The sequence below is a fragment of the Methylobacterium carpenticola genome (assembly GCF_042748905.1).
In the GTDB taxonomy this organism is placed as follows: domain Bacteria; phylum Pseudomonadota; class Alphaproteobacteria; order Rhizobiales; family Beijerinckiaceae; genus Methylobacterium; species Methylobacterium carpenticola.
The window spans coordinates 66,948-91,329 of the sequence record NZ_JBHZEO010000001.1 but is presented as its reverse complement, the minus strand read 5'-3'; the positions used below and the strand labels follow the sequence as shown (position 1 = coordinate 91,329).

Annotated in this window: 23 protein-coding genes and 1 tRNA gene; 11 read left to right on the top strand and 13 right to left on the bottom strand. The window is 71.0% G+C overall.

Going from position 1 to position 24,382, the window contains the following annotated elements:
* Nucleotides 1-66: 66 nt before the first annotated feature.
* Entirely contained in the window at nucleotides 67-2,067 is a 2,001-nt protein-coding gene (locus ACE101_RS00420; protein WP_379125558.1) for an FUSC family protein, read from the top strand.
* A gap of 187 nt (nucleotides 2,068-2,254) precedes the next feature.
* Here ACE101_RS00420 and ACE101_RS00415 read toward each other — a convergent pair whose 3' ends face one another.
* Both ACE101_RS00415 and aptA read right to left on the bottom strand, forming a co-directional pair.
* Entirely contained in the window at nucleotides 2,255-3,754 is a 1,500-nt protein-coding gene (locus tag ACE101_RS00415; RefSeq protein ID WP_379125557.1) for a CoA-acylating methylmalonate-semialdehyde dehydrogenase, read from the bottom strand.
* 66 nt (nucleotides 3,755-3,820) lie between these two features.
* Nucleotides 3,821-5,146, bottom strand: a complete 1,326-nt coding sequence (gene aptA / locus ACE101_RS00410; protein WP_379125556.1) for an omega-aminotransferase AptA — start codon at nucleotides 5,144-5,146, stop codon at nucleotides 3,821-3,823.
* Nucleotides 5,147-5,286: 140 nt separating this feature from the next.
* Between aptA and ACE101_RS00405 the strand changes: the two genes are divergently transcribed.
* Nucleotides 5,287-5,838: a cupin domain-containing protein gene (locus ACE101_RS00405; protein WP_379125555.1), complete on the top strand. Its 552-nt coding sequence runs from the start codon at nucleotides 5,287-5,289 to the stop codon at nucleotides 5,836-5,838.
* Nucleotides 5,839-6,022: 184 nt separating this feature from the next.
* Here the strand turns inward: ACE101_RS00405 and ACE101_RS00400 are convergent, their stop codons facing one another.
* From ACE101_RS00400 to ACE101_RS00375, 6 genes are all read right to left on the bottom strand, one after another.
* Nucleotides 6,023-7,510 (bottom strand): amidase, encoded by a 1,488-nt coding sequence (locus ACE101_RS00400; protein WP_379125554.1) that lies wholly within the window; start codon nucleotides 7,508-7,510, stop codon nucleotides 6,023-6,025.
* A gap of 37 nt (nucleotides 7,511-7,547) precedes the next feature.
* On the bottom strand, nucleotides 7,548-9,188 hold the full coding sequence (locus ACE101_RS00395) for an ABC transporter ATP-binding protein (RefSeq protein ID WP_379125553.1): 1,641 nt from the start codon (nucleotides 9,186-9,188) through the stop codon (nucleotides 7,548-7,550).
* Entirely contained in the window at nucleotides 9,185-10,111 is a 927-nt protein-coding gene (locus tag ACE101_RS00390; RefSeq protein ID WP_379125552.1) for an ABC transporter permease, read from the bottom strand. Before ACE101_RS00390 ends, ACE101_RS00395 begins: the two co-directional genes overlap by 4 nt.
* The gene (locus ACE101_RS00385; RefSeq protein ID WP_379125551.1) at nucleotides 10,108-11,049 is read right to left on the bottom strand and encodes an ABC transporter permease; all 942 of its coding nucleotides are present in this window, start codon (nucleotides 11,047-11,049) and stop codon (nucleotides 10,108-10,110) included. Before ACE101_RS00385 ends, ACE101_RS00390 begins: the two co-directional genes overlap by 4 nt.
* Nucleotides 11,050-11,163: 114 nt before the next feature.
* Entirely contained in the window at nucleotides 11,164-12,738 is a 1,575-nt protein-coding gene (locus ACE101_RS00380) for an ABC transporter substrate-binding protein (RefSeq protein ID WP_379125550.1), read from the bottom strand.
* Nucleotides 12,739-12,980: 242 nt separating this feature from the next.
* Complete coding sequence (locus ACE101_RS00375) at nucleotides 12,981-13,952, bottom strand: LysR family transcriptional regulator (protein ID WP_379125549.1); 972 nt, start codon at nucleotides 13,950-13,952, stop codon at nucleotides 12,981-12,983.
* Nucleotides 13,953-14,350: 398 nt separating this feature from the next.
* On the opposite strand from ACE101_RS00375, the gene ACE101_RS00370 reads away from it, so the two are divergent.
* From ACE101_RS00370 to ACE101_RS00350, 5 genes are all read left to right on the top strand, one after another.
* Nucleotides 14,351-14,479 carry a hypothetical protein gene (locus ACE101_RS00370; RefSeq protein ID WP_379125548.1) on the top strand — a complete coding sequence of 43 codons (129 nt, stop codon included), beginning with the start codon at nucleotides 14,351-14,353 and terminating at the stop codon, nucleotides 14,477-14,479.
* A 175-nt stretch (nucleotides 14,480-14,654) separates the two neighbouring features.
* A complete protein-coding gene (locus ACE101_RS00365) occupies nucleotides 14,655-14,906 on the top strand; it encodes a hypothetical protein (RefSeq protein ID WP_379125547.1) in 252 nt (83 codons plus the stop codon).
* A gap of 407 nt (nucleotides 14,907-15,313) precedes the next feature.
* Entirely contained in the window at nucleotides 15,314-16,342 is a 1,029-nt protein-coding gene (locus tag ACE101_RS00360) for an alpha/beta hydrolase family protein (protein WP_379125546.1), read from the top strand.
* Between the two features lie 137 nt (nucleotides 16,343-16,479).
* Nucleotides 16,480-16,902, top strand: a complete 423-nt coding sequence (locus ACE101_RS00355; RefSeq protein ID WP_379138405.1) for a transposase — start codon at nucleotides 16,480-16,482, stop codon at nucleotides 16,900-16,902.
* Nucleotides 16,785-17,363, top strand: a complete 579-nt coding sequence (locus ACE101_RS00350; protein WP_379125545.1) for a transposase — start codon at nucleotides 16,785-16,787, stop codon at nucleotides 17,361-17,363. Before ACE101_RS00355 ends, ACE101_RS00350 begins: the two co-directional genes overlap by 118 nt.
* An 18-nt stretch (nucleotides 17,364-17,381) precedes the next feature.
* On the opposite strand, the gene ACE101_RS00345 is transcribed toward ACE101_RS00350, so the two are convergent.
* A tRNA-Lys gene (locus tag ACE101_RS00345) sits at nucleotides 17,382-17,457 on the bottom strand.
* A gap of 123 nt (nucleotides 17,458-17,580) precedes the next feature.
* A complete protein-coding gene (locus ACE101_RS00340; RefSeq protein ID WP_379125544.1) occupies nucleotides 17,581-19,143 on the bottom strand; it encodes a 2-isopropylmalate synthase in 1,563 nt (520 codons plus the stop codon).
* Nucleotides 19,144-19,505: 362 nt separating this feature from the next.
* Between ACE101_RS00340 and ACE101_RS00335 the strand changes: the two genes are divergently transcribed.
* Entirely contained in the window at nucleotides 19,506-19,832 is a 327-nt protein-coding gene (locus tag ACE101_RS00335) for a hypothetical protein (protein WP_379125543.1), read from the top strand.
* 156 nt (nucleotides 19,833-19,988) lie between these two features.
* Nucleotides 19,989-20,270: a DUF6356 family protein gene (locus ACE101_RS00330; protein ID WP_379125542.1), complete on the top strand. Its 282-nt coding sequence runs from the start codon at nucleotides 19,989-19,991 to the stop codon at nucleotides 20,268-20,270.
* Between the two features lie 118 nt (nucleotides 20,271-20,388).
* Here the strand turns inward: ACE101_RS00330 and ACE101_RS00325 are convergent, their stop codons facing one another.
* The 3 genes from ACE101_RS00325 to ACE101_RS00315 all read right to left on the bottom strand — a co-directional run bounded on the left by ACE101_RS00325 (nucleotide 20,389) and on the right by ACE101_RS00315 (nucleotide 22,323).
* Nucleotides 20,389-21,099, bottom strand: a complete 711-nt coding sequence (locus ACE101_RS00325) for an NUDIX hydrolase (protein WP_379125540.1) — start codon at nucleotides 21,097-21,099, stop codon at nucleotides 20,389-20,391.
* Complete coding sequence (locus ACE101_RS00320; protein WP_379125539.1) at nucleotides 21,096-22,004, bottom strand: PhzF family phenazine biosynthesis protein; 909 nt, start codon at nucleotides 22,002-22,004, stop codon at nucleotides 21,096-21,098. Before ACE101_RS00320 ends, ACE101_RS00325 begins: the two co-directional genes overlap by 4 nt.
* A gap of 103 nt (nucleotides 22,005-22,107) precedes the next feature.
* A complete protein-coding gene (locus tag ACE101_RS00315; protein ID WP_379125538.1) occupies nucleotides 22,108-22,323 on the bottom strand; it encodes a hypothetical protein in 216 nt (71 codons plus the stop codon).
* A 157-nt stretch (nucleotides 22,324-22,480) separates the two neighbouring features.
* On the opposite strand from ACE101_RS00315, the gene ACE101_RS00310 reads away from it, so the two are divergent.
* Both ACE101_RS00310 and ACE101_RS00305 read left to right on the top strand, forming a co-directional pair.
* Nucleotides 22,481-23,572 (top strand): CgeB family protein, encoded by a 1,092-nt coding sequence (locus ACE101_RS00310; protein WP_379125536.1) that lies wholly within the window; start codon nucleotides 22,481-22,483, stop codon nucleotides 23,570-23,572.
* A gap of 3 nt (nucleotides 23,573-23,575) precedes the next feature.
* Entirely contained in the window at nucleotides 23,576-24,379 is an 804-nt protein-coding gene (locus ACE101_RS00305) for a sugar phosphate nucleotidyltransferase (RefSeq protein ID WP_379125535.1), read from the top strand.
* Nucleotides 24,380-24,382: the final 3 nt, after the last annotated feature.

Below are 24,382 nucleotides of genomic sequence, written 5' to 3'. Positions count from 1 at the left end.
CGGGCTCACGCGCCGCCCGCCGCCCGCGCGAGGGAGGGACCGATCACACCACGCATCCTCAGGACCGTGCTCGATCGTGCCTGGTTCGAGGCGCTGGCCTCGGACCCGGGCGGGCTTCGCCTGCGCATCGCCTGCCGGACCACGCTCTCGGTCGTGCTCACCGCGGCGATCCTCGTGCCGGGGCTGGTCTGGCACGCGCTGCCGGTCGCGGCACCCGCGACGGCCCTCATGCTGGCGCTCCTCACCGCCTCGCTGCCGCGGGAGCCCGCGCCCCGCCAGCGCTTCGCCACCATCCTGGCGATGGCCGCGGCGGCGATGGCCACGACGCTCCTGACCGCGCTGCTCGGCGGCGCCCCGCTCCTCGGGCAGGCCGCCTTCCTGGCGATCCTGTTCGCGGCCGTCGCCGCCCAGTCCTGGGGCGTGCGCGCCGTTCCGGTCGGCCTCGCGGCCGTCGTGCACACCTATCTGGGCCTGTTCCTGCACGTCGAGCCCGCGCAGGTCCCGCCGATCCTCCTGGCCATCGTGGCCGCGGTGGGAGCGGTCGGGCTCGTCGGCTTCGCCCTCGTGCGGGAGCCGCCGCTCGCGGCCCTGCGCCGCCTCGTCCGGGCCGTCGAGCGGCAGGGGGCCAAGCTCGTTCATGCGAGCCTCGATGCCGCCCGCGACCGCAGCCCGCCCGCGCGCCTGCGGCTGCGCCGGCTGTTCGGGGAGCTCAACGAGACGGTCCTGATGGCCGGGGACCACCTCGCCGCGACCGGCGCGGGCGGCGGGCCGGCCCTCGATCTGGCGCTGCTGCGGTTCGAACTCGCCCTGATCAGCCTCTCGTCGGTGATCATCGCCGCCGGGCCGATGAGCCGGCGCGACGCGGCCGTGACGCGCCTCCTGGCGCGGCGGCTCGCGGTGGGGCGGCGCGGAGCGCTGCGCGCCCGGCCCGCCAGCCCCGCGGCACCCCTCGGTCCGGCCATCGCCGAGGTCGACGCGGCGGCCCTCGCCCTCGCGCAGGCGCTCGCCGGTCTCGCGCAGCAGCAGCAGGGCGGCACGACGGCCGGGGTCCCGCCCGCGGCGCCCCGGCCAGCCCCCGCCTGGCGCCCGGCGATCCGCGCCACCGCCGCGGCCTTCCTCAGCATGGCCGGCGGCCAGCTCATCTCGCCGGACCGCTGGTTCTGGGCCGTGCTGACCGCCTACCTCGTGTTCCTCGGCGCGCGCTCCAGCGGGGATGCCATCCACAAGGGGCTGGAGCGGGTCGGCGGCACGCTGCTCGGCCTCGTCGCGGGCGTGCTCGTCAGCGTGGCGGTGGCCGGCCATCCGGTCGCGGAGGCCGGGGCGCTGGTGGTCTGCATCTTCGCGCTCGCCTACGTGTTCGCCCTCTCGCAGGTGCTCGCGATCTTCTGCGTCACGATCATGCTGGGGCTGATCTACGGCCTGATCGGCACGCCCGCCGAGACGATCCTGATCGTGCGCCTCGAAGAGACCGCGATCGGCGCGCTGGCGGCGGCGATCGTGAGCGTCGCGATCCTGCCCGCCCCCACCGAGGAGCATGTGGGGCGGGTGGGGGGCGACCTCGTGGCGGCGCTCGCGCGGGTGCTGCGGGAGAGCGCCCGGCGCTTGGCGGGCGATGCGGCGGCGGCGCCGGTCGGCGAGCTGCGCCGCGCCGACCGGCTGCTGCGCGACCTGCGTCTCGCCCTGCGGCCCCTGCGGGCGCGCCGCACGCTGGTGTGGTGGGCGCAGCGCCCCTCCGAATTGCCTGCGATCCTCGCCTGCGTGTTCTGGGTGCGTGTGCTGGCGATGGTGTGCGCGACCGAGCCGCCCGCCGGCGACCGCGAGCCGATGCGCCGGGCGATCACCGCCCTGGCCGACCGTCTCGATGCCGTCGCGGCCCCGGGCGCTCCCGAGGCGGCCCCGGGCGGCTCGGGAGCGCATCCCCTGGAGATCGGCGCCCTGCATGTCGGGCGCACCAGCACCGCGCTGATGGAGCTGGCGATCGGCAACCTGGAGACGATCGTCGCGCTGATGCGCGAGCGCTTCCACCGGGACGGCTGGGCCGTCTTGGTGGCGCGGCGTCCCCTGTGACTCGGTTTCCGGACGTGACCGGCCGGAAACCGAGTCGCCGGCCCGCGCGGCGCGGAGCGGGGCTCCGCGCACGCCTGGGCGAAGCCGGGTTCCGCATCGCGCAAGCGATGGCGCAGCGATCGCCAGGCGATCGATCGGAAACCGTCATGAGGCGCGGCGGCCCGGCCTCGGGCCGCCGCGGTGCCGGTCAGCGCATGGTCGGCATGACGAAGTCGGCGCCCGCGCGGATGCCGGTCGGCCAGCGCGTGGTGATGGTCTTCAGCCGGGTGTAGAAGCGCACGCCCTCCGGGCCGTGCATGTGGTGGTCGCCGAACAGCGACGCCTTCCAGCCGCCGAAGGAGTGGAAGGCCATCGGCACCGGGATCGGCACGTTGATGCCGACCATGCCGACCTGGATCCCGTGCGCGAATTCCCGCGCCGCATCGCCGTCCCGGGTGAAGATCGCGGTGCCGTTGCCGAATTCGTGCTCGTTGATCCACGTGGCCGCCGTGGCGAAGTCCGGCGCGCGGGCGACCGCCAGCACGGGGCCGAAGATCTCCTCCTTGTAGATGCGCATCTCCGGCGTCACGCGGTCGAACAGCGAGCCGCCGATGAAGTAGCCGTTCTCGTAGCCCTGCAGCGTCAGCCCGCGGCCGTCGACGACGAGTTCCGCCCCCTCCGCGACGCCGAGATCGACGTAGCCCTTCACCCTGTCGCGGTGCTGTTGCGTCACCACCGGGCCCATCTCGGCCTCCGGATCGGTGCCGGGGCCGACCTTGAGCCCCCGCACCCGCGGGACGAGCTTCTCGATGAGCGCGTCGGCGGTCTTCTCGCCCACCGGCACCGCCACCGAGATCGCCATGCAGCGCTCGCCCGCCGAGCCGTAGGCCGCGCCCATCAGGGCGTCCACCGCCTGATCCAGGTCGGCATCGGGCATGATGATCATGTGGTTCTTGGCGCCACCCAGCGCCTGGGCGCGCTTCCCCTGCATCGCGGCGGTGCCGTAGATGTACTTGGCGATCGGGGTCGAGCCGACGAAGGACACCGCCTGCACGTCGGGATGGTGCAGGAGGGCGTCCACCGCCTCCTTGTCGCCCTGCACGACGTTGAACACGCCGTCCGGCAGGCCGGCCTCCTTCAGCCACTCGGCGAGCACCAGCGAGGCGGAGGGATCGCGCTCGGACGGCTTCAGGATGAAGGTGTTCCCGCAGGCCAGCGCCACCGGGAACATCCACATCGGCACCATCACGGGGAAGTTGAACGGCGTGATGCCGGCCACGACGCCGAGGGGCTGGCGCAGGGCATGGCTGTCGACGCGGGTGCCGACATTCTCCGTCACCTCGCCCTTGAGGAGCTGCGGGATGCCGGTGGCGAACTCGACCACTTCGAGGCCGCGCTGGATCTCGCCCTTGGCGTCCGAGAGCACCTTGCCGTGCTCGGCGGTGATGATGGCGGCGAGCTGGTCGGTGCGCTCCTCGCACAGGCGCAGGAAGCGGTTGAGGATGCGGGCGCGGCGCAGGGGGGGCGTGCCGGCCCAGCCGGGGAAGGCGCGCTTGGCGCTCGCCACCGCTTCATCCACCTCGGCCGCGCTCGCGAGGTGCACGGCGCCGGTGGCCTCGCCCGTCGCCGGGTTGAAGGCGGGCTGCGTGCGCCCGCTGCGGCCCGGGACGCGGGCCCCGTCCACGAAGTGAGCGATCTCGGTCGGCATGCTGGATCTCCGCTGTCGGAACGGCGCCGGACCGGATCCGGTCCGGCGCCCGGGATGGTGGGGGCCTCAGGCCGCGCGCGCCAGCGCGTCGGAGAGGACCGACACGATGGTGTCGACGTGCTCGCGCTCGCAGATCAGGGGCGGCGAGAAGGCGATGATGTCGGCGGTCACGCGGATGAGCAGCCCCTTCTCGAAGCAATCGACGAAGACCTCGTAGGCGCGGGCGCCCGGCGCGCCCTCGCGCGGCGCGAGTTCGATGCCCGCGATGAGGCCGATGGTGCGGATGTCGATGACGTTCTTCGCCCCGCGCAGCGCGTGCATCGCCTCGTGCCAGTAGTCCTGAAGCCCGGCGGCGCGGGTGAGGAGCCCCTCCTGCGCGTAGATGTCGAGGGTGGCGAGGCCCGCCGCGCAGGCGACCGGATGGCCCGAATAGGTGTAGCCGTGGAACAGCTCGATGGCGTTCTCCGGCCCGGTCATCAGCGCGTCGTGGACGGCGCGGCTCGCGAAGACCGCGCCCATCGGCACGGTGCCGTTGGTCAGCCCCTTGGCGCTGGTCACGAGGTCGGGCGTCACGCCGAAATACTCGGTGGCGAAGGGCGCGCCGAGGCGGCCGAAGCCGGTGATGACCTCGTCGAAGATCAGGAGGATGCCGTGGCGGCTCGCGATGGCGCGCAGGCGCTCCAGATAGCCCTTCGGCGGGATGAGCACGCCGGTCGAGCCCGCCACCGGCTCGACAATCACGGCGGCGATCGTCTCCGCCCCGTGCAGGGCGACGAGGCGCTCCAGATCGTCCGCGAGGTCGGCGCCGTGCTCCGGCTGCCCCTTCACGAAGCTGTTGCGGGCCGGATCGTGCGTGTGGCGCAGGTGGTCGGCGCCGGGCAGGAGCGGGAACATCCGGCGGTTGTTGACGAGGCCGCCGGCCGAGATGCCGCCGAAGCCGACCCCGTGATAGCCGCGCTCGCGGCCGATGATCCGGGTGCGGGTGCCCTGGCCGATGGCGCGCTGATAGGCGAGGGCGATCTTGAGGGCGGTGTCCACGGATTCGGAGCCCGACCCGGTGAAGAACACCCGGTCGAGGCCGCCCGGCGCGATCTCCGCGAGGCGCTCGGCGAACTGGAAGGCGAGGGGATGGCCCATCTGGAAGGAGGGGGCGTAGTCGAGGGTCGAGAGCTGCCGCTCCACCGCCTCCACGATCCGCCGCCGCCCGTGGCCGGCATTCACGCACCACAGGCCCGCCGTGCCGTCGAGGACGCTGCGCCCGTCATCGGCGGTGTAGTGCATGCCCTCCGCGGAGACGAGCATCCGCGGCGCCGCCTTGAACTGCCGGTTGGCCGTGAAGGGCATCCAGTAGGCGTCGAGGCGCGGGGCGTTCGGGTTCAGGGTGGCGGACATGGCGGGACCTCCGGTTCGCCCCGCAGACACACCGGTTTCCGTGCGGCAACAAGACCTTTTCTTGGACCGCGCAAATCGTTGACATTGCTGGAGCGCGGCCGCGATCGTTGCGGATATCGAACACACGCAACAGGGCCCGGATGACGGACGAGGATGTGGGGGCGCGGCTGCGCTACGTGCGGCTGCTGCACGGGCTGTCGCAGCGCGCCCTGGCCCGGAAGGCGGGCGTGGTGAATTCTACGATCTCGCTGATCGAATCGGGGCAGACCAATCCCTCGGTCGGCGCGCTCAAGCGCATCCTCGACGCGATCCCGATCGGGCTCTCGGAGTTCTTCTCCCTCGCGCCCGAGCCCACCGAGAAGGCGTTCTACGCGGCCGAGGAGCTGATCGAGATCGGCAAGGGCCGGATCTCCTACCGGCAGGTCGGCGACAGCCTGTTCGGCCGCGCGCTCCAGATCCTGAGGGAGCGCTACGAGCCCGGCTCGGATACGGGGCGCGTGCCCCTGGTGCATGACGGCGAGGAGGGCGGGATCGTGCTCTCCGGCCGGCTCGAGGTGACCGTGGACGACGAGCGCCGCATCCTGGGGCCGGGGGACGCCTACTACTTCTCCAGCCGCCGCCCGCACCGCTTCCGCTGCGTCGGCCCGCATCCCTGCGAGGTGGTCAGCGCCTGCACCCCGCCGACGTTCTGACGCCGGCGCCAGTTGTCTCATACGGTTTCCGGATGATCGCTTCGCGATGCGGAAACCGGCCTCGCTCAGGCGCCGCGCGGGCTCGTGATACGGTTTCCGAAGGTGATCGTCCGGAAACCGTCTCACCCGCCTCGTTCCGGGCCCGGAACGAGGCGGGTGTCGGATTGCGTCGTGGCTTATGCGGCTACCGGCCGCCGCCCTCCTGCGTCACGTGCACTCCGGGCCGGCGGCCGTCGTTCCAGCGCCCGTCGATCGCCCGCTCGATCTGCGCGGCGAGTTGCAGGAGCAGGCCGTCCCGGCCCTGGCGGGTCTGCGCCTGGATGCCCAGCGGCAGGCCGTGCTCGTTCCAGGCCAGCGGCAGGGAGATCGCCGGGATGCCGCAGAGGTTGGAGAGCGGCGTATAGGCGAAGTTCCGCCAGAGGTTGCCGAACCAGTCCTGCACCGACGGATTGTCGCTGAGCGTCAGGTACTCCGTCGTGCCGACCCGCGGCGTCGGCAGCGCCGTGATCGGCGTGAGGATGATGTCCCAATCCTCCAGGAAGGCGCCGAACCCGCGCGAGGTCGCGTTGAACGCCGCCTGCATCTCGGCCCGCTCCGCGTAGGTCGCGTCCCGTCCGGCTTCCCAGATGCGGATGTTCATCGGCTCGACGAGGTCGGCCGGGGGGCGCTCCAGGCCGCGGGCGGCGATGAGGCCGCCGATCGTCTGCGCGAAATTCGTGATGTAGCAGGTGGTCTGCGCCCGGAAGGCGGCCCGGAAATCGATCGCCGGCAGGGCCCAGTCCACGTGGTGGCCGAGCGTCGCCAGGAAGCGCCCGATCCGCTCCAGCTCCGCCACGTGCCGGGGAACGGCGCGATAATCGCCCCATTCGTGCGAGAGCGCGATGCGCAGGCGCGGCGGGTCGCGCCCGATCAGGGCGGAATAGGGCTCGGGCGCGGTCCAGTAGGTCATGAACTCGCCCGGGGCGCCGCCGCGGCACTGGTCCACGAAGGCGGCGGTGTCGCGCACGCTGCGCGACTGGCAGCCCTGGATGGAGACGACGTTCATGAGGTCGGAGCCGCCGGGCGCGATGGAGAACACCCCGCGCGAGGGCTTGAGCCCGATATTGCCGTTCACCCCCGCGGGGATGCGGATCGAGCCGCCGCCATCCGTCGCATGGCCCATCGGGACGACGCCCGCCGCCACCGCCGCCGCGGTCCCGGCCGAGGAGCCGCAGGTGGTGAAGGCGAGGTTCCAGGGATTGCGGGTCACGTAGACCGCCGGATTCTCCGCCGAGCTGCACACGCCGAATTCCGGCGTGGTGGTGCGGCCGAGGATCGCCAGCCCGGCCTGCCGGATCCGCCCGGTCAGGTAGCTGTCCGCGGGGGCCCGGTTCCCGCGCATCAGGAGCGAGCCCATCTCCTGGAGCCGGCCCTTCAGCGTCGGGCCGAGATCCTTCATCAGGAACGGCACCCCCGCGAAGGCGCCCGCCGCGTTGGTGCCGTCCACGAAGGGGTCGGCCACCGCATCCTCGAACAGCTCGACGACGGCGCTCAGGGCGGGGTTGGTGCGGGCGACTCCCGCAGCGACCTGGGCGGCGAGTTCGGCCGCCGTGACCTGCTTCGTGCGGACCCGCTCGGCGAGCGCCGTGGCATCGTGCGCCGCCCATTCCTCCCAGCTCATTGCCAGCGTCATGGCCTCGTTCCTGTCCTCGCGCGAAGATCCGGGGCGCTCAGGCGGTGCCGGCGCGGGCCGGCGCCGCCCCGTGATCGAAGTCGCGCCCCGGCGCGGCCTCGATCAGGGCCCGGGTGTAGGGATGGGCGGGGGCGGCGAAGATTCGCGCGGTCTCCCCCTGCTCCACGATGGCGCCCTTCTGCATCACCACCAGCCGGTCGCAGATCTGCGCGGCCACGCGCAGGTCGTGGGTGATGAACAGGATGGCGAGGTTGAAGCGCTGCTGGACGTCGTCGAGGAGCGCCAGAACCTGGCGCTGCACCGAGACGTCGAGGGCCGAGACCGCCTCGTCGGCGATCAGGATCTCGGGCTCCATGGCGAGCGCGCGGGCGATGGCGATGCGCTGGCGCTGCCCGCCCGAGAACTGGTGCGGGTAGCGCGTCAGCGCGCCGGGCTGGAGGCCGACGAGGGTCATCAGCTCGCGGGCGCGCGCCAGGGCGGCCTCGCGCGCCATGCCGAAATTCACCGGCCCCTCGACGATCGAGGCGCCCACGGTGAGGCGGGGATTGAGCGAGCGGAACGGATCCTGGAACACCACCTGGATCCGGCGGCGATAGGGCCGCAGCCGCCGTTCGGACATCCCGGCGATGTCGTGATCCCCGACCAGGATCTGCCCCTCGCTCGGGGCCATCAGCCGGGCGACGCAGCGGGCGACCGTGGTCTTGCCGGAGCCGGATTCGCCGACGATGCCGACCGTCTCGCCGCGCCGGATCCGCAGATCGACCCCGGCGGCGGCGCGCACGCTGCGGCCCTTCCCGAACAGGCTGCGCGAGACGTAGGTCTTGGCGAGGCCCGCCGTCTCCAAGGCCAGCGGCCCGGTCACCGGGCGGCGCGCGGCGGGCGTCATGCTCGGCACCGCCGCCATCAGCATCTGCGTGTAGGGGTGCTGCGGGCGCCGCAGCACCTCGGCCGCCGGCCCCTGCTCGACGATGCGGCCGCGCTGCATCACCACGACGCGGTCGGCGATCTCGGAGACGACGCCGAAATCGTGGGTGATGAACAGCACGCCGGTGCCGCGGCGCTCCTGCATCTCGCGGATCAGCTTCAGGATCTGGGCCTGGGTGGTGACGTCGAGGGCGGTGGTCGGCTCGTCGGCGATGAGGAGCGCCGGATCGAGGATGAGGGCGGCCGCGATCATCACGCGCTGGCGCTGCCCGCCGGAGAGCTGGTGCGGATAGGAGGCGTGCATCCGCGCGGGATCGGGCAGGTGCATGGCCTCCAGCATGGCGAGCACCTTGGCCCGCCGCTCGGCGGCGCCGAGCATGGTGTGGATGCGCAGCACCTCCTCGATCTGGCTGCCGACGGTGAGCACCGGGTTGAGCGCCGTCATCGGCTCCTGGAAGATCATCGCCATCCGGTCGCCGCGCAGGGCGCGCAGCCGCTGCGGCGTGGCGGCGAGGAGATCCTCCCCTTCGAGCCGGATCGCGCCCGCGACCGGCTTCAGCACCCGGGCGAGGAGCCCCATCACCGAGAAGGCGGTCACCGACTTGCCCGAGCCGGATTCGCCGACGACGCAGACGATCTCGCCCGGCGCCACGTGGAAGGAGACGTCGTCCACCGCGCGGGCGCGGTCGCCGCCGCCGGGCAGCGCGATGCTGAGGCCCGAGACCTCGAGGACGGGGGTGGGGGGCGCGCTCATCGGCCGGCCATCTTCGGATCGAGGGTGTCGCGCAGGCCGTCGCCGAGCATGTTCACGGCGAGCACCGTCAGCCCCAGGAAGACGCCCGGATAGAGGATGGAGTGCGGGTAGACGCGGAACAGGTTGCGGCCCTCCGCCATGATGTTGCCCCAGCTCGGCGTCTCGGGCGGGATGCCGATGCCGAGGAAGGAGAGGATCGCCTCGACCAGGATGGCGGAGGCGGCGATGAAGGTGCCCTGCACGATGAGGGGCGCGATGGTGTTGGGCAGGATGTGGCGCACCATCAGGGTCGGCAGGCGCGTGCCGGCCATGATCGCCGCCTCGACATAGGGTTCCTCGCGCACCGACAGCACGATGGAGCGCACCAGCCGCACCACGCGCGGGATCTCCGGGACGACGATCGCGACGATCACGGCGGGCAGCCCCGCCCGGAACAGCGAGACCACCGCGATGGCGAGCAGGATCCCCGGGATCGCCATCAGCCCGTCCATCAGGCGCATGATCGGCCCGTCGAGGGCGCGCACGTAGCCGGCGACGAGGCCGATGACGAGGCCGATCAGGATCGACAGGGTGGCGACCGTGACGGCGATCACCAGGGAGACCCGGGCCCCGTAGAGCACCCGGCTGTAGACGTCCCGGCCGAGCGTGTCCGTGCCCATGCGGTGCCGGTAGGTGGTGGTCGAGCCGTCCTCGGCGCGGATGGTGCGCTCGAAGCCCGGCACCTTGTTGCGCGCCGCCGGGGCGATCGCCGTCGGGTCGAGGGTGCCGAGGACCGGGGCGAGAGCCCCGATCAGGGCCATGAGCAGGAGGAAGCCGGCGCCGAGCGCCACGACGGGGTTGCAGATCAGCCGGGCCAGCAGGGTCCTGGCCGGCGGCGAGGGCTCGGCGGCGACGGGCGCGAGGAGGCTGGGCTCGGCACTCAATGGCGGATCCTCGGGTCGAACAGGACGTAGGTGAGGTCGATCAGGAGGTTGATGCCGACATAGACGCCGGAGAAGAGCAGGATCAGCGCCTGGATCGTCGGGTAGTCGCGGGCGAGCACCGCATCGACGGTGAGCCGGCCGAGGCCCGGGATGGCGAAGACGCTCTCGGTGACGACGACCCCGCCGATGAGGAGGGCGATGCCGATGCCGACCACGGTCACGATCGGCACGGCGGCGTTCTTGAGGGCGTGGTGGAACAGGATCCGGCGCTCCACCTGGCCCTTGGCGCGGGCGGTGCGGATGTAGTCCTCGTGCAGCACCTCCAGCACGCTCGCCCGCGTCATCCGGGCGATGAGCGCGATGTAGACGACCGAGAGGGTGAGGGCGGGCAGCACCAGCCGCTGCAGGTAGCCGCCGAACCCGGCCGAGAGCGACTGGTAGCCCTGGACCGGGAACCAGCCGAGGGTGATCGCGAAGACGTAGATCATCAGGTAGCCGATCACGAAGACCGGCACCGAGAAGCCGAGCACCGAGAAGCCCATCACGATGCGGTCGATCCACGAGCCGTGCCGGTAGGCCGCGATCACCCCGAGCGGGACCGCCACGCCGACCGCGATCAGCATCGTGGCGAGGGCGAGCGACAGGGTCGGCTCGATCCGGCCCAGGATCAGCTCGGCGATGCTCTTCTTGAAGAAGAACGACTCGCCGAGATTGCCCGTGAGCAGGTTGCCGGCCCAGATCGCGAACTGGGACAGGAGGGGCTGGTCGAGGCCGAGACGGGCGCGCACGAGGGCGATCTGCTCGCTCGACGCGTTGTCGCCCGCGATCACCGCGGCCGGATCGCCGGGCGTCAGCCGCAGCATGAGGAAGACCAGCACGGCGACGATCACGAGGACGGGGATGGCGGCCAGCAGGCGCCGCAGGACGTAACCGAGCATCGGGGACCGACCTTCCGGAGGAGGGCGTCTCGGCCGGGACCCGGGAAGCGGCCCGGATCCCGGCTTGTCTCCAGGGGAGGTCCCGGACGCGCCGGCCGGGACCTCCCGCGGCGCCTATTTCTTCTCGACGTTCCAGAACACCGGCACCGGCGCGGTGAGGAAGCCGCTCACGTTCGGCCGCGTGGCGATCGGCACGTAGTATTGGCCGAGATGCACGTGGGTGACCACGTCGCGCCAGCGCAGCTGCACCGCCTCCGCGATCGCCTTCTGCTTGGCCGGATCGGTCTCGCGGGCGAAGTCGTCGCGCAGCTTTTCCATCTCGGCATCGCAGGGCCAGCCGAAGGCGGCCTTGTCGCAGCTCGCGTTGAAGAAGCTCGCCATCACCGGGTTCAGGATGTCGGCGGAGACCCAGGAGGTCTGCATCAGGTTCCAGCCGCCCTTGTCGACCGGGTCCTTGCGCACGCGCCGGGCGACGACGGTCTGCCAGTCGGAGGATTGCATGTCGACCTTGAAGCCGCCCTTCTCCAGGAGCTGCTTGGCGACCGGGCCGAGATTGGTGAGGGCCAGGAGGTCGGTCGATTGCAGCAGGACGATCGACGTGCCGTCGTAGCCGGCCTCCTTGAGGAGCTGCTTCGACTTGGCGAAGTTCGATTCGAGCAGGCCCTCCATCCCCGTCTCGGAGGCGAGCGGGGTGCCGCAGACGAACATCGCCTTGCAGGCCTTGTAGTAGGTCGGGTCGCCGATCACCGCCTGCAGGAAGTCGGTCTGGTTCAGGGCGTAGGTGAGGGCCTGACGCACCTTCGGGTTGTCGAAGGGCTTGATCAGGTGGTTCGGCCGCATCGCGTATTGCAGGCCGAGCGGATTGTAGTCGACGAGCCTGATCGACTTGTCGTCCTTGAGCAGCGGGATGAGGTCGAAGGCCGGCTGCTCGACGGCATCGATCTCGCCGGCGAGCAGCGCGTTCACGGCCTGCTGCTGATCGGAGATCGCGAGCCACTCGACCCGGTCGAGCTTGACGACCTTGCCGCCGGCGAGGCCCGAGGCCGGCTCGGCGCGGGGCTTGTAGTCCTTGAACTTGGTGTAGACGATTCTGTCGCCCGGCTTCCACTCGTCGGTCTTGAGGACGAAGGGGCCGGAGCCGACGAATTCCGAGATCTGCGTGTTCGGATCGGTCTCCGCCACGCGCCTGGGCATCATGAACGGCACGTTGGAGGAGGGTTTCGCGAGGCCGAACAGCAGGAGGCCGGTCGGGGACTTGAGCCTCACGGTGAAGCGCTTGGCGTCGTCCGCCGTCATGGCCTCGACGAAGGTCATCAGCTTCTGCCCGAGCGCATCCCGGGCGCCCCAGCGCTTGATCGAGGCGATGCAATCCTCCGCCGTGACGGGCTTGCCGTCGTGCCAGGAGAGCCCGTCCCGCAAGGTGAAGGTGTAGGTCAGCTTGTCGGGCGACTCCGTGTAGCTGTCCACCATCTGCGGCTTGACCTCACCCTTGCCGTCGAGCGCGAACAGGGTGTCGTAGATCATGTAGCCGTGATTGCGGACGATGTAGGCCGTGGTCCAGATCGGATCGACGATCTTGACGTCGGAATGCATCACGACCTTGAGCGTCTGCGCTTGTGAGCCGCCCGCCGTCAGCAGCGCCGTCGCTGCCGCGGCGATGACGCCGATCAGATTCCGACGAAACCTCATCTCAGAGCCCCTTCGTGATCGATGCACCAACCGGACGTTCGCCAAGGCCGTGGCGGGTGGATTGTTGCGATTTATCAATCGATGTCCATCGACGACCGAGCGGAAATCGCGGCTGACTTGCTGCATCGCACCCAAACAGGGATCTGCACCGCGGGAGGCGCGGTCCCGCCCCGGGGCGACGATCGGCAGGCCAAGGACGATTCCGGCATGGAGGCGCGGCCGCATTCAGGCGTTGACGAGCCTCAGGATGATTGCCCCAGCGTGACCTGACTACGACGAAAATCTGCCACCTGTGCACCGCTTTCCGTGTCACCGGCCTGGAGCGGCCGCAAGGCGCGCTCCAGCTCCCGCCGCAGGCTGTCCGCCGCGAAGCTGGGCTGGCGGTCGCGGGCGATGCACAGGTCCAGGGAGGTCTCGACCGGCATGGTCTCCGGAAAGGGCACGGCCACGACCGAGCCGGCCGCCAGCTCGTCCGCCATCGCGGCGCGGGGGAGGACCCCGAGGGCGCCGGCCCGCAGGATGAGCTGCCGTTGCAGGTCGAGGGAGGCCACCTCGTATCGTGGAACGATCCGGCGCCCGGCCGCCGTCGAGACCCGATCGATATGGGTGCGCACGCCGTAATCCATGCCGGGCAGCACCCATTCGTAGCCGGTGAGCGCCTGCGGCGCGGCCCCGCCGGGCAGCGTCACCGGGTGGTGCGGGCGGGCGATGATGAATTGCGGCAGCCGGAGGTGCTTGACGACCGTGATCGTCGCGGAGGGCGGCGCGAAGAACGTGAGCGCCATGTCGCAGGATGCGTCTTCGAGCGCCCGCACCGCGTCCCGGGCGGTCCCGACCTGGAGCTTGACGCTGATCCTGGGAAACTTGGCGGAGAAGGCCGTCAGGACCGGCAGCAGGATTGCGGAGGCTACCCCTTCCGCCGCGTGGATGCTGACGCCGCCGCTGCGCAGCCCCTTGAGGTCGTCGATGAGGCGGGCGACGTGGTCGAGTTCGTTGATCGTGCGCCCGAGCTTGGCGGCCAGCAGTTCCCCGGCCGCGGTCAGGCGGATGCCGAGCGGGCCGCGCTCCAGCAGCGGCGCGTTCATGTGGTATTCGAGCTGCGCGATGTGCCGCGCCAGGACATTCGGATGAATGTCGAGCTGGGCGGCGGCCTCGCGCAGGGAATTGCAGCGGACCACCACCGCGAAATGGTGGAGAGCGACGATCTTTGCCATGCCGACGAATCCCCTCCCGGCCGAACGGTGCCGGTGGATGGCGGAGATGCATGTGGGAGGCCGGGATCGGGCTTGACCGAGAAGCGGGATGGCTCGGGCGGACCTCTCGACCCGCCCGGTCCACCTTCGTCGCCGACGGCCGGCGCCAGCGGCACAAGCCGGGGCGTGGGAGGGCGTGGCGGTGTGGGAGTACGGGCGCGGCTAACCGGTTAGCGGAGCCAAGCTCAACCTTTGTGGTCGACGGTTCGGGGCTTCTCCTGCGATGTGGAGCCCGTGGCGCGTCCGATGTGATCCGGAAGTCCGTCCGAGGCGCCATCAGCGGGCCGGGGCCATCCGAGTCCTCCGACACCTCGTCCCCGGCCCGCTGCTCTTCCCGGCTGCTGATTTCTGAGGCCGAGGTGCCGACCATCCCCGCGGTCGGTGAGTTCCATAGGCTCGAAGCCATCGCCGACGGGCAACTCGACACCGCCGTCCGCGACTACCCCGCCGACTCCTCGCCCGCCGACCCCTCGCCCGGCATGCCCTGATCACGGAGGGGATCGCGCCGGATCCCGCGACGGTGATGCTCGGCAATGCCGACGCGCGTGACGTGCTGGCTGAGGACGCGACCGCTGCCCGGAAGCGCATGGCGGTGAAGACTGCGATCCTGCTGGCGAGGCCGGCATAGGGTATGATGCGGCTGCGGGGCCGGGAGGCTTTCCGATGTCGATCTACTACGATGACGCGTGGCTTCCGAGCTTGGACGGAACGCACACGAAGCGGGTCTATCGCCACGGGACCGCCATCGCCATTGGCCGCGTCCGGCTGTGGCAGACGTGCGACGAAGGCGAACTGACCCATGAATGGTTCACCGCCGAGAGATGGGAGGCGGGCCGCTATGTGCCGATTCAGGGCGAGCACGCCGATTTCCTCGAAGCCGTGGAGCGGATCGTCCTCGATCTCGCCACTCACTGATCCAGGCCCCGCGACCGAACCGACTGCCGAGCCCACCCCACTCGACATCCTCGCTCGCGAGATCCACGAGATCACCCGGCTGGGCATCCCGGGGTGCCCGGCATGGGAGGACTTGGACCTCAGCAATACCGATGAGCGCGGGCTTCGAGATCTCGCCCATGCGCGAGCAAAGGACCTGATCGCGGCGAGCGAGATGGGGGAGCCCTGAAGAGGGCCGTTTCGGGCGGGACGCTGACCTCGGCTTTCGATGATCCGGCCTGCGACCCCCCTCCTCCGTCAACTGGATCACCCTGAAACCGTGACAATGGCTGGTAGGACAGCGTGGCGCGATGGCCAAGCCGGGGCCGCGCGTCCTATCAAGATGTTCAAAGCCCGACCAACTGGGCGCCCCGAGGGAGGACGATCTCATGCGCGTGTCACTGATAGCCGCGGCCTTCTGCGTTCTTGCGGCACCGGCGCTCGCCGAGACAGCCAAGCCCGAGCCCGGCCCACTCACGATTGCCAAGCAGGGCAGCTTCTTTATCGGCGGTCGGGAGGTCAAATCCGATACCTTGTCGACCCTGCCGAACTACGATCCGTCCGGCACGATCACGGTCGACCAGATGTACGTTCGTTATCAGGTGCCGGTCGGTCGAACTGGTGTGCCGATCACGCTCATCCACGGCTGTTGCCTCACGGGAAAGACTTGGGAGACGACGCCCGATGGCAGGATGGGTTGGGACGAGTCCTTCGTGCGCCACGGTCATCCGACCTACGTGATCGATCAGGTTTGGCGCGGCCGGTCCGCCACGGATCCTTCCGCGATCAATGCAGTCCGTCTCGGCAAGGCACCGGCCGACAAGCTGCCGACCGTGTTCTCCGCGGGGCACGAGAGCGCCTGGGCCATCTTCCGGTTCGGTCGTGAGTACCCGCAGGTGATGCCCGGCCTGCGCTTCCCGCTCGCCGCGCAGGCCGAGTTCTGGAAGCAGATGGTCGCCGACAGCGCGGCGAACCTGCCAAACCCGAACCCGACGGTCGCCGCGCTCTCCGAACTGGCACAGAAGATTGGCGGGACCGTGCTAATGAGCCACTCCCAGTCGGGCATCTACCCGTTCCAGACTGCGGCCCTCAGCACCAAAGGCGTGGCGGGAATCGTCTCGATCGAGCCGGCCGCCTGCCCTGAGCCCACGGCCGATCTCACCCCCTACAAGAGCGTGCCGATCCTTGTGCTGTTTGGCGATTACGTCGACGAGTTCCCGCGCTGGGCACCGCGCCTGAAGAACTGCCGCGCCTTCGCGGCTGCGGTCTCGGCTGCGGGCGGCAAGGCCGAGCTCCTCGTGCTGCCGGAGATCGGCATCAAAGGGAACTCGCACATGCTCATGCAGGACGATAACAGTCTTGAGATTGCTGACATTCTCCTCGACTGGATCGGCAAGAACGTAGCGACCGCTCATTAGAGTATTTTCCGACGAAGTGGATACTGGTTCGTCGTGGAAAATGCGGTGACATCAAAGCCCGTCCGTCGCTCTCAGAGCCCTTTTGAAAGGTGAGGTATCGGTGTTTCCTGGGGGCGGAGGGCGTGTTCAAGCTCGGGATGTGGACCGAGCAGAGCCGTGGCCGGATGGCCGAGATTGCCACGAAGACCCAGCGGTACCCGTCTGATCTCACGGACGAGGAGTGGGCGCCGATCGCTCCGGTGATGCCCCGCCCGCGCCGGCGCGGACGGCCGCGGCGCGTGGATCCGCGCGAGGTCGTGGACGCCTTGCGCTACCTCGTGCGCTCGGGCTGCGGGTGGGAGATGCTGCCGACCGAGTTTGGCCCATGGCGGACGGTCTGCGGGTGGTTCCGCCGCCTGATGCGACTCTTCCTGTTCCAGACCCTCCACGCCCTCGCCCTGATGTGCGACCGGGAGCGAGTGGCCGCGCGGCGAGCCCCTCCGCGGCCGTCGTGGATAGCCCGTCGGTCAAGGCGCCGGCGCCCGGAACCGTGCGAGGCTACGACGCCGCCAAGACGGTGACCGGTCGCAAGCGCCACATCGCGGTCGATACGGGCGGGCGGCGGCTGATGGTGAACCTGACCCCGGCGGACATCTCAGACCCGGCTGGAGGCGAGATCATGCTGACGCCATCCGCAAGCGCTGGCCGTGGGTGCCTCTTCGCGGACGGCGCCTACGACCGGCTCCAGCTCATGGACAAGGCCGCCGGCTTCCAGGTCTTGCCCCGCCGCTGGGTCGTGGAAGCGCAGCTTCGGCTGGCTGACACGCTGGCGCCACTTGGTGCGCGACTACGAGCCACGTCTCGACGTCTCCGAGGCGATGATCCTCATCGCGATGGACACCATCCTTCTTCCACGGAAGGCCCATCCCTGAATTCTCAAAAAGACTCTGAGCCGCAGCGCGAACGAGGGCTGAGCGCCCCAGCTCCAAGGCTTTCCAACGAGGCTCCTACGGATTGCAGAAGCTTTCGCCCATCTCTTTGATCTAATTAGGGGAATGTTTGGTGGGTGCACTAGGGCTCGAACCTAGGACCCGCTGATTAAGAGTCAGCTGCTCTACCAACTGAGCTATGCACCCGACGCTTCTTTCTGAAGCGCCGCCGGGAGGCCACCAACCGCCCCGGCGATGAGCGGGTGTTTAGCGGGTCGGGCTTGGCCTGTCCAGCCCCGGATCCGACCCGCCGCGAAGTTTTTTCGGCGGCTATTCGGCCGCCGCATGCTGGGCATGCAGGCGGTTCGCGCCGGCCAGCAGCTTGTTCAGGGCTGCCAGATAGGCCTTCGCGGACGCCACCAGCGTGTCCGGATCGGCGCCCCGCGCCGTCACGCTGCGCTCGCCCTGGCGCAGGCGGACCGAGACCTCCGCCTGCGCGTCGGTGCCCTCCGTCACCGCGTGCACGTCGTAGAGTTCGAGCTTCGCCTCGTGCGGGACCAGGGCGTGGATCGCGTTGAAGACCGCGTCCACCGGGCCGTTGCCGTCCGCCTCCTCGGTTGCCGTTCGTCCGTCGATGTCGAGCCGCATCGTCGCCCGCTGCGGTCCCCGCGTCCCGGCGATCACCGTCAGCGAGACGAGGCGGATGCGGTCGTGCGCCGTCGCCAAATTCTCGTCGACCAGCGCCTCGATGTCCTCGTCGTAGACGTTCTTCTTGCGGTCGGCGAGCGCCTTGAACCGCTCGAACGCGTCCTGGAACTGGTTGTCGGACAGGCGGTAGCCCATCTCCTCCAGCTTGGAGCGGAAGGCGGCCCGGCCCGAATGCTTGCCCATCACCAGCGAGGTCTTCTGCACGCCGACCGATTCCGGCGTCATGATCTCGTAGGTGGACTGGTTCTTGAGCATCCCGTCCTGATGGATGCCGCTCTCATGGGCGAAGGCGTTCCGGCCGACGATCGCCTTGTTGTACTGCACGGGGAAATGCGTCGCGGCCGCGACCAGCTTCGAGGCGCGCATGATCTGCGTGGTGTCGATCCCGGTCGCGTAGGGCAGGACGTCCGCGCGGGTGCGGATCGCCATCACCACCTCCTCCAGCGCCGCATTGCCCGCCCGCTCGCCAATGCCGTTGATGGTGCACTCCACCTGGCGCGCGCCGCCCTCGATGCCCGCCAGCGAGTTCGCGATCGCGAGGCCGAGGTCGTTGTGGCAATGCACCGAGAAGATCGCCTTGTCGGCGTTCGGCACCCGCTCGCGCACGTGGCGGAACATGGCGCGGTACTCGTCGGGCGTGGCGTAGCCGACCGTGTCGGGCAGGTTGATGGTGGTCGCCCCCATCTTGATCGCCATCTCGACGCAGCGGCAGAGATAGTCGATCGGCGTGCGCGTCGCGTCCATGGCCGACCATTCCACGTCCTCCACGAGGTCGCGGGCCTGGGCCACGGTCTTTTGGATGATCTCCAGCACCTCGTCCTCGCTCTTGCGCATCTGGTGGGCGAGGTGGATCGGCGAGGTCGAGACGAAGGTGTGGATGCGCCCGCGCTTGGCGAAGCGCACCGCCTCGCCGGCTCGCGCGATGTCCGCCGTGATGGCCCGGGCGAGGCCGGCGATCACCGCCTTCTGCGTGCGCCGGGCGATCTCGGCCACCGCCTCGAAGTCGCCGTTCGAGGCGATCGGGAAGCCGGCCTCGATGATGTCCACGCCCATGGCGTCGAGCATCTCGGCCACCGCGAGCTTCTCCTCGAAGGTCATGGTGGCGCCGGGGCATTGCTCGCCGTCGCGCAGGGTGGTGTCGAAGATCAGGACGCGCTCGGCGGCGGAGGCGGTGGTCTCGGTCATGATGGAATTCGTCCTTGGGTGACCCGGCGCGGCCCTCGGGCGGCGCGGTCGCGATGAGATCGGTCTCGGCTGGTCGCGCTCCCCTGAAGGCCCAGGCGCGCGCCCGGACGGCCCTCAGGGGCGGGTAAGAAGGCCGGGAAGGAGGAGCGCGCGCGACCGGGCCGCCCACGGGGCGGTCGTCATCGGCAGCGTCTGGGAGCCGGCATGCGCCACGGCTCGGGTCTCCTCAAGGCAGGTCGCCTGATCGGACCCTGTGTACCGAGGGGCTGCCGGGATGGCAAGCCGTCGCCGTCCCGGGCTCCATTGACCCCCGCGCCGGCCCTTGCCACAAGCGCGGCCGCAGATCCGCCAGGAGAGCGTCCATGTCCCCGCAATCCGGCCTCGCCGCCGCCCTGCTGCTCGGTATGAGCCTCGCCGCCTGCAAGCCGAACACCCCGCCGCCCGCTGCGGCCGTGGCGCCCGTCGCCGCCGCCCCGGCGATCCCGCCCGGCGGCGCCGGCTGCGGCCCGGCCATCGCCCGCACCCAGGCCATCGTCGACAGCGACGTCGCCACGGGCAACCTCAACGAGCCGGTCGGCAAGCGCTTCTCGGCCGATCTCGCCCAGGCCGCGGCGGCCTGCTCCGCCGGGCGCGAGGGCGAGGCCCTGCGCCTGCACGCCGCCGCCCGCGCCCGCTACGGTTACCCGTAGGCGGTCTCACGCCCAAGGCGGGCTCACGCCCGCGCACACAGAGGCGCACAGACACGGAGGCGCACAGAGCCGTTAACCAATCTGGCCCGGCTCTTGTTAGAATGGCGTCCGTGGAGCCGGCCGCCCGGCTCGTCCAGGCTTGAGGAGCTGGCCGCCATGATGGTTCGGAATCCCTTCACCGCCCACCCGGCGGCGGTGGGCGAGACCTACACCCAGCACATGCGCGTGGCCCTGAGCTTCGCGGTACCCCTGCTCGGCGCCGCGGCGGGGGCCTTCGTGCACGCGGTGTTTCCGTTCCTGTTCGTCACCACGGCGAGCGACACCGTCAAGCGCCTCCATGCGCGCATGACGCGCCGCTGCGCGACCTGCCCTTCCGGGCGCAGCCACCGCCCCGACCTGTTCCCGCCCCAACCCGCCGAGCTGATCTACGAGATCTGATACGGTTTCCGGAAGATCACTTTCGGAAACCGTATCACGAGCCCGCGCGGCGCCTGAGCGAGGCCGGTTTCCGCATCGCGAAGCGATCATCCGGAAACCGTATGACGCACCGGGCGGCTCAGCCCGCGCGCAGGGCGTCGTGCAGGAAGGCCTGCGCGTAGGGCGGCATCACGGCGGGATCGATGTCCCGCGCGCTGCGCACCGCCACGAGGCCGGCGAGTTCCGGCACCGCCTCGGTGGCGAAATGCGCCTCGGCCCGCGCGATCAGCGCCTCGGCCTCCTCCGCGAGCGTCATCGGGCGGAGGAAGGCGAAATAGCCTCCGTCGCGGACCAGGACCCAGCCCTCCTCCGCGTCCGGCGGCGGCACGAGGCCGGTCTCCTCCTCCAGCTCGCGCAGCGCGCTCGCCGCCAGGTCGACGACCCCGTCGGCCCGGACGTCGGAGGGGTCCGGCGTGCCGCAGGCGAAGTACACTTGGCCCGCATTGGCCGTGTGCCCGTTCATGCGCCCGAGCAGATAGGCGCCGTCGCGGCTGCACGGCACCACCGCCGCGAAGACGTTGCTCACGGACGGATCGGGAAGGCCGAAATCCCGGAACGCCACCAGGCTCGCGAAGTCGGTCTCGAACAGCCGGGCCTCGGCCGTGCCGTCGCGGATCGTCACCCGGCTCGCCAGCAGCACGCGTCCGTTGAACATCCGCGGCTTGGCGGCGAGGCGCTCGGCCCAGTGCGCCATGATGCGCGCCCGGTTCTCCCGCGCCCAAACCCAGTCGTGGGGTTCGAGCGCGGCGGCGACGCGATCGACCCGCGTCAGGCTGATCCCGCCGCTCACACCCGGATCTCGCCCTCGGTCATCACCACGGCGCTGCCGCCGATCTCCGCGGCGCGCAGCACCCCCGCCTCGATCACCAGCTGGAGCGCGATCTCGCTCGGGCGGCCCATCTCGTAGCCCTGCGCGATGACGAGGTCGTGGGTGCCCTCGCCGAGGGGCTCGAACTGCATCAGGGCGCCCGAGAAGGCCGCCACCGCCGCCCCCGTCGCCGGGTCCTCCGCGATGCCGGCGCCCGGCGCGAACATGCGCGCCCGGAAGGAATGGCCCGGATCCTCGGTGTCCCCCGTGTAGAGGAAGACCTTCGCGGCCGCGCCGAAGGCCCGTTCCAGCGCCTCGGCGTTCGGCCGGGCCCGGCCGAGGGCGTCGAGGGAGCGCACCGGCACGAGGGTGAAGGGCGTGCCCGCGCTGTGCCGGCTCGGCCGGTGGCGCGCGTAGCCGATGTCCTGGACGGCGAGGCCGAGCGCCGCCGCGGCGGTGGCGGGTTCGGGATCCTCGCCCTCGCCCCACAATTCGGGAAGGCGCGGCAGCCGGAAGCGCGCTCGCCCCCGGCCTTCGCCGGGCTCGACCACGCAGGGCACCACGCCCACCTTCTCCTCCAGCCCGAAGGCGATCGCGTCCGCGACCCCGGCGCGCCGGTCGTGCAGGCCGAGCAGCACGGCGGTCCCGACCGTGGGATGCCCGGCGAAGGGCAGCTCCCGGGCGGGCGTGAAGATGCGCAGGCGCGCCCGGTGGCGGGGCTGCTCCGGCGGCAGCACGAACACCGTCTCGGACAGGTTGAACTCGCGGGCGATGGCCTGCATGGCGGCGCCGTCGAGCCCCTCCGCGTCGAGCACCACGGCCAGCGGATTGCCGGCGAGCGGGCGCTCGGTGAAGACGTCGAGGGTCACGAAGCGGCGTGCGGTCATCGCGGAATCTCCCGAGGCGTGCTGCGACGCAACACGAAAGCCGCCCCGATGCGCAAGAGGGGAGGGGAGAAATATCGCGGCGGTCGCCCCGCGGCGGCCGTCCTCAGGCCGGGTCCAGGATCAGGCCGAGCCGGTCGCCCTTGCGGACCTCGCGCCCGTCCTCGGGCTCCACCACGTCCAGGATGCTGCGGTCGACGCCGTCCACCGAGACGGGGCCGCCGACGAGTTCGTCGAGACCGTTCGGGAAATCCCGCGGCGCCCGCACCCAGATCAGCCCCTCGGCCGTTTCCGGCCCGTCGATCACCTCGGCTTCCCACACGGTCCTGTCTCCCCCGATCAATCCCGCGGCTGTCGGCCAAAACGCGTCCGGAGGCAACCGCCTGTCCTGCGGCAGCGTGGATTCAGGAACTCACCACCAGTATCCGGGTTGGCACCCCGCCGGGCGCGCGATCCCGGTTGCGGGGGGCGGAGGCCTGATGCGGCTCGTCGTGTTCGGACTCACCGTCTCGTCGTCCTGGGGCAACGGCCACGCGACGCTCTGGCGGGGATTGTGCCGCGCGCTCGCGGCGGCGGGGCACCACGTCGCCTTCTTCGAGCGCGACGTGCCCTACTACGCGGAGAACCGCGACCTCCATGCCCTGCCGGGCGGCGACCTCGTCCTCTACCCGGACTGGACGCCCGAGGTCGAAGCCCGCGCCGCGCGGGCTGTGCGCAAGAGCGATGCGGTGATCGTCACCTCCTACTGCCCGGACGCGCTGGCGGCGACCAGGCTCGCGCAGAGCGCGCGGCTGCGCGTCTTCTACGACCTCGACACGCCGGTGACGCTCGCCCGGCTCGCGGCCGGCGAGGCCGTGCCCTATCTCGGTCCGCGAGGCCTGCGCGACTTCGACCTCGTGCTGAGCTACACGGGCGGCGGCGCCCTCGACGCCCTGCGCACCCGGCTCGGGGCGGAGCGCGTGCTGCCCCTCTACGGCCACGTCGATCCGGATGCGCACCGCCCGACCCGGCCGGCGCCCCATTACGCCAGCGATCTCTCCTATCTCGGCACCTACGCGGCCGACCGGCAGGCAGGCGTGGAGCGCCTGCTCGTGGAGCCGGCCCGGCGGCGGCCATCGCAGCGCTTCCTCATCGGCGGGGCGCAGTACCCGGCGGATTTCCCGTGGGCGCGCAACATCTTCTTCGTGCGCCACCTGCCGCCGGCGGAGCATCCGGCCTTCTTCTCCTCGTCGCGCTTCACGCTCAACGTCACCCGGGAGGCGATGGCGGCGATGGGCTGGTGCCCGTCCGGCCGGCTGTTCGAGGCCGCCGCCTGCGGCACGCCGCTGATCACCGATGCCTGGGAGGGGCTCGACGCCTTCTTCACGCCGGGCCGCGAGATCGTGGTGGCGCAGACCACCGCCGAGGCGGTGGCCGCCCTCGACATGGACGAGGGCGCGCGGCGCGCCCTGGCCGCAGCGGCCCGCGCGCGCACCCTCGACGAGCACAGCTCGGCCCGGCGGGCCGCGACGCTGATCGCGGCGCTCGAGGAAACCCCGGCGCCCGCGGGCGCCCTCCCGGCAGAGGCCTGAGCCATGTGGGGCATCGTACCGGCGGCGGGCCGCGGCAGCCGCATCCAGCCGCTCGCCTTCTCGAAGGAGCTTCTCCCGGTCGGCAGCCGCCTCGATCACGGCGTCGAGCGTCCCTGCGCGGTGAGCGAGTACCTCGTCGAGCGGATGATCCGCGGCGGGGCCGACAAGCTCTGCTTCGTGATCGCGCCGGGGAAGTCCGACATCCTCGACTATTACGGGGCGAGCTACGCGGGCGTGCCGATCGCCTACATGGTCCAGTCCGAGGCGGCGGGCCTCTGCGACGCGATCTTCCGGGCGCTGCCCCTCGTCGGGGAGGACGAGCCCGTGATCGTCGGCCTGCCGGACACGGTGTGGTTCCCGGCCGACGCTCTGGCCCTGCTGCCCGACAACGTGCTCTCGTTCCTGCTCTTCCCGGTCGAGCGGCCGGAATTCTTCGACGCGGTGGTGCTCGACGGCGAGGCCGTGCGCGAGATCCAGGTGAAGCGGCAGGACGCCACCTCCTCGTGGATCTGGGGCGCCTTCAAGATGCCGGGGCGCACCCTGCGCGACCTCCACCGGCTCTGGCGGCAGCGGGAGGGCCGCGACGAGTATATCGGCACCCTGGTCAACGCCCATCTGGCGGCGGGGGGCCGGGCGGTGGGGGTGCGGGCGGGGGCGGCCTACGTCGATGTCGGCACGCTGCACGGCTACCGGGCGGCGATCGGCCTCCTCGCCGAGGCCGCGGCACGGGGCCCGGAGGGCGGGGCGCGGGTCGGCCTCGGCTGGCCGGGCGGCCGCCCGGTGCTCCAAGCCCTCGCCCGCGATTAGGCC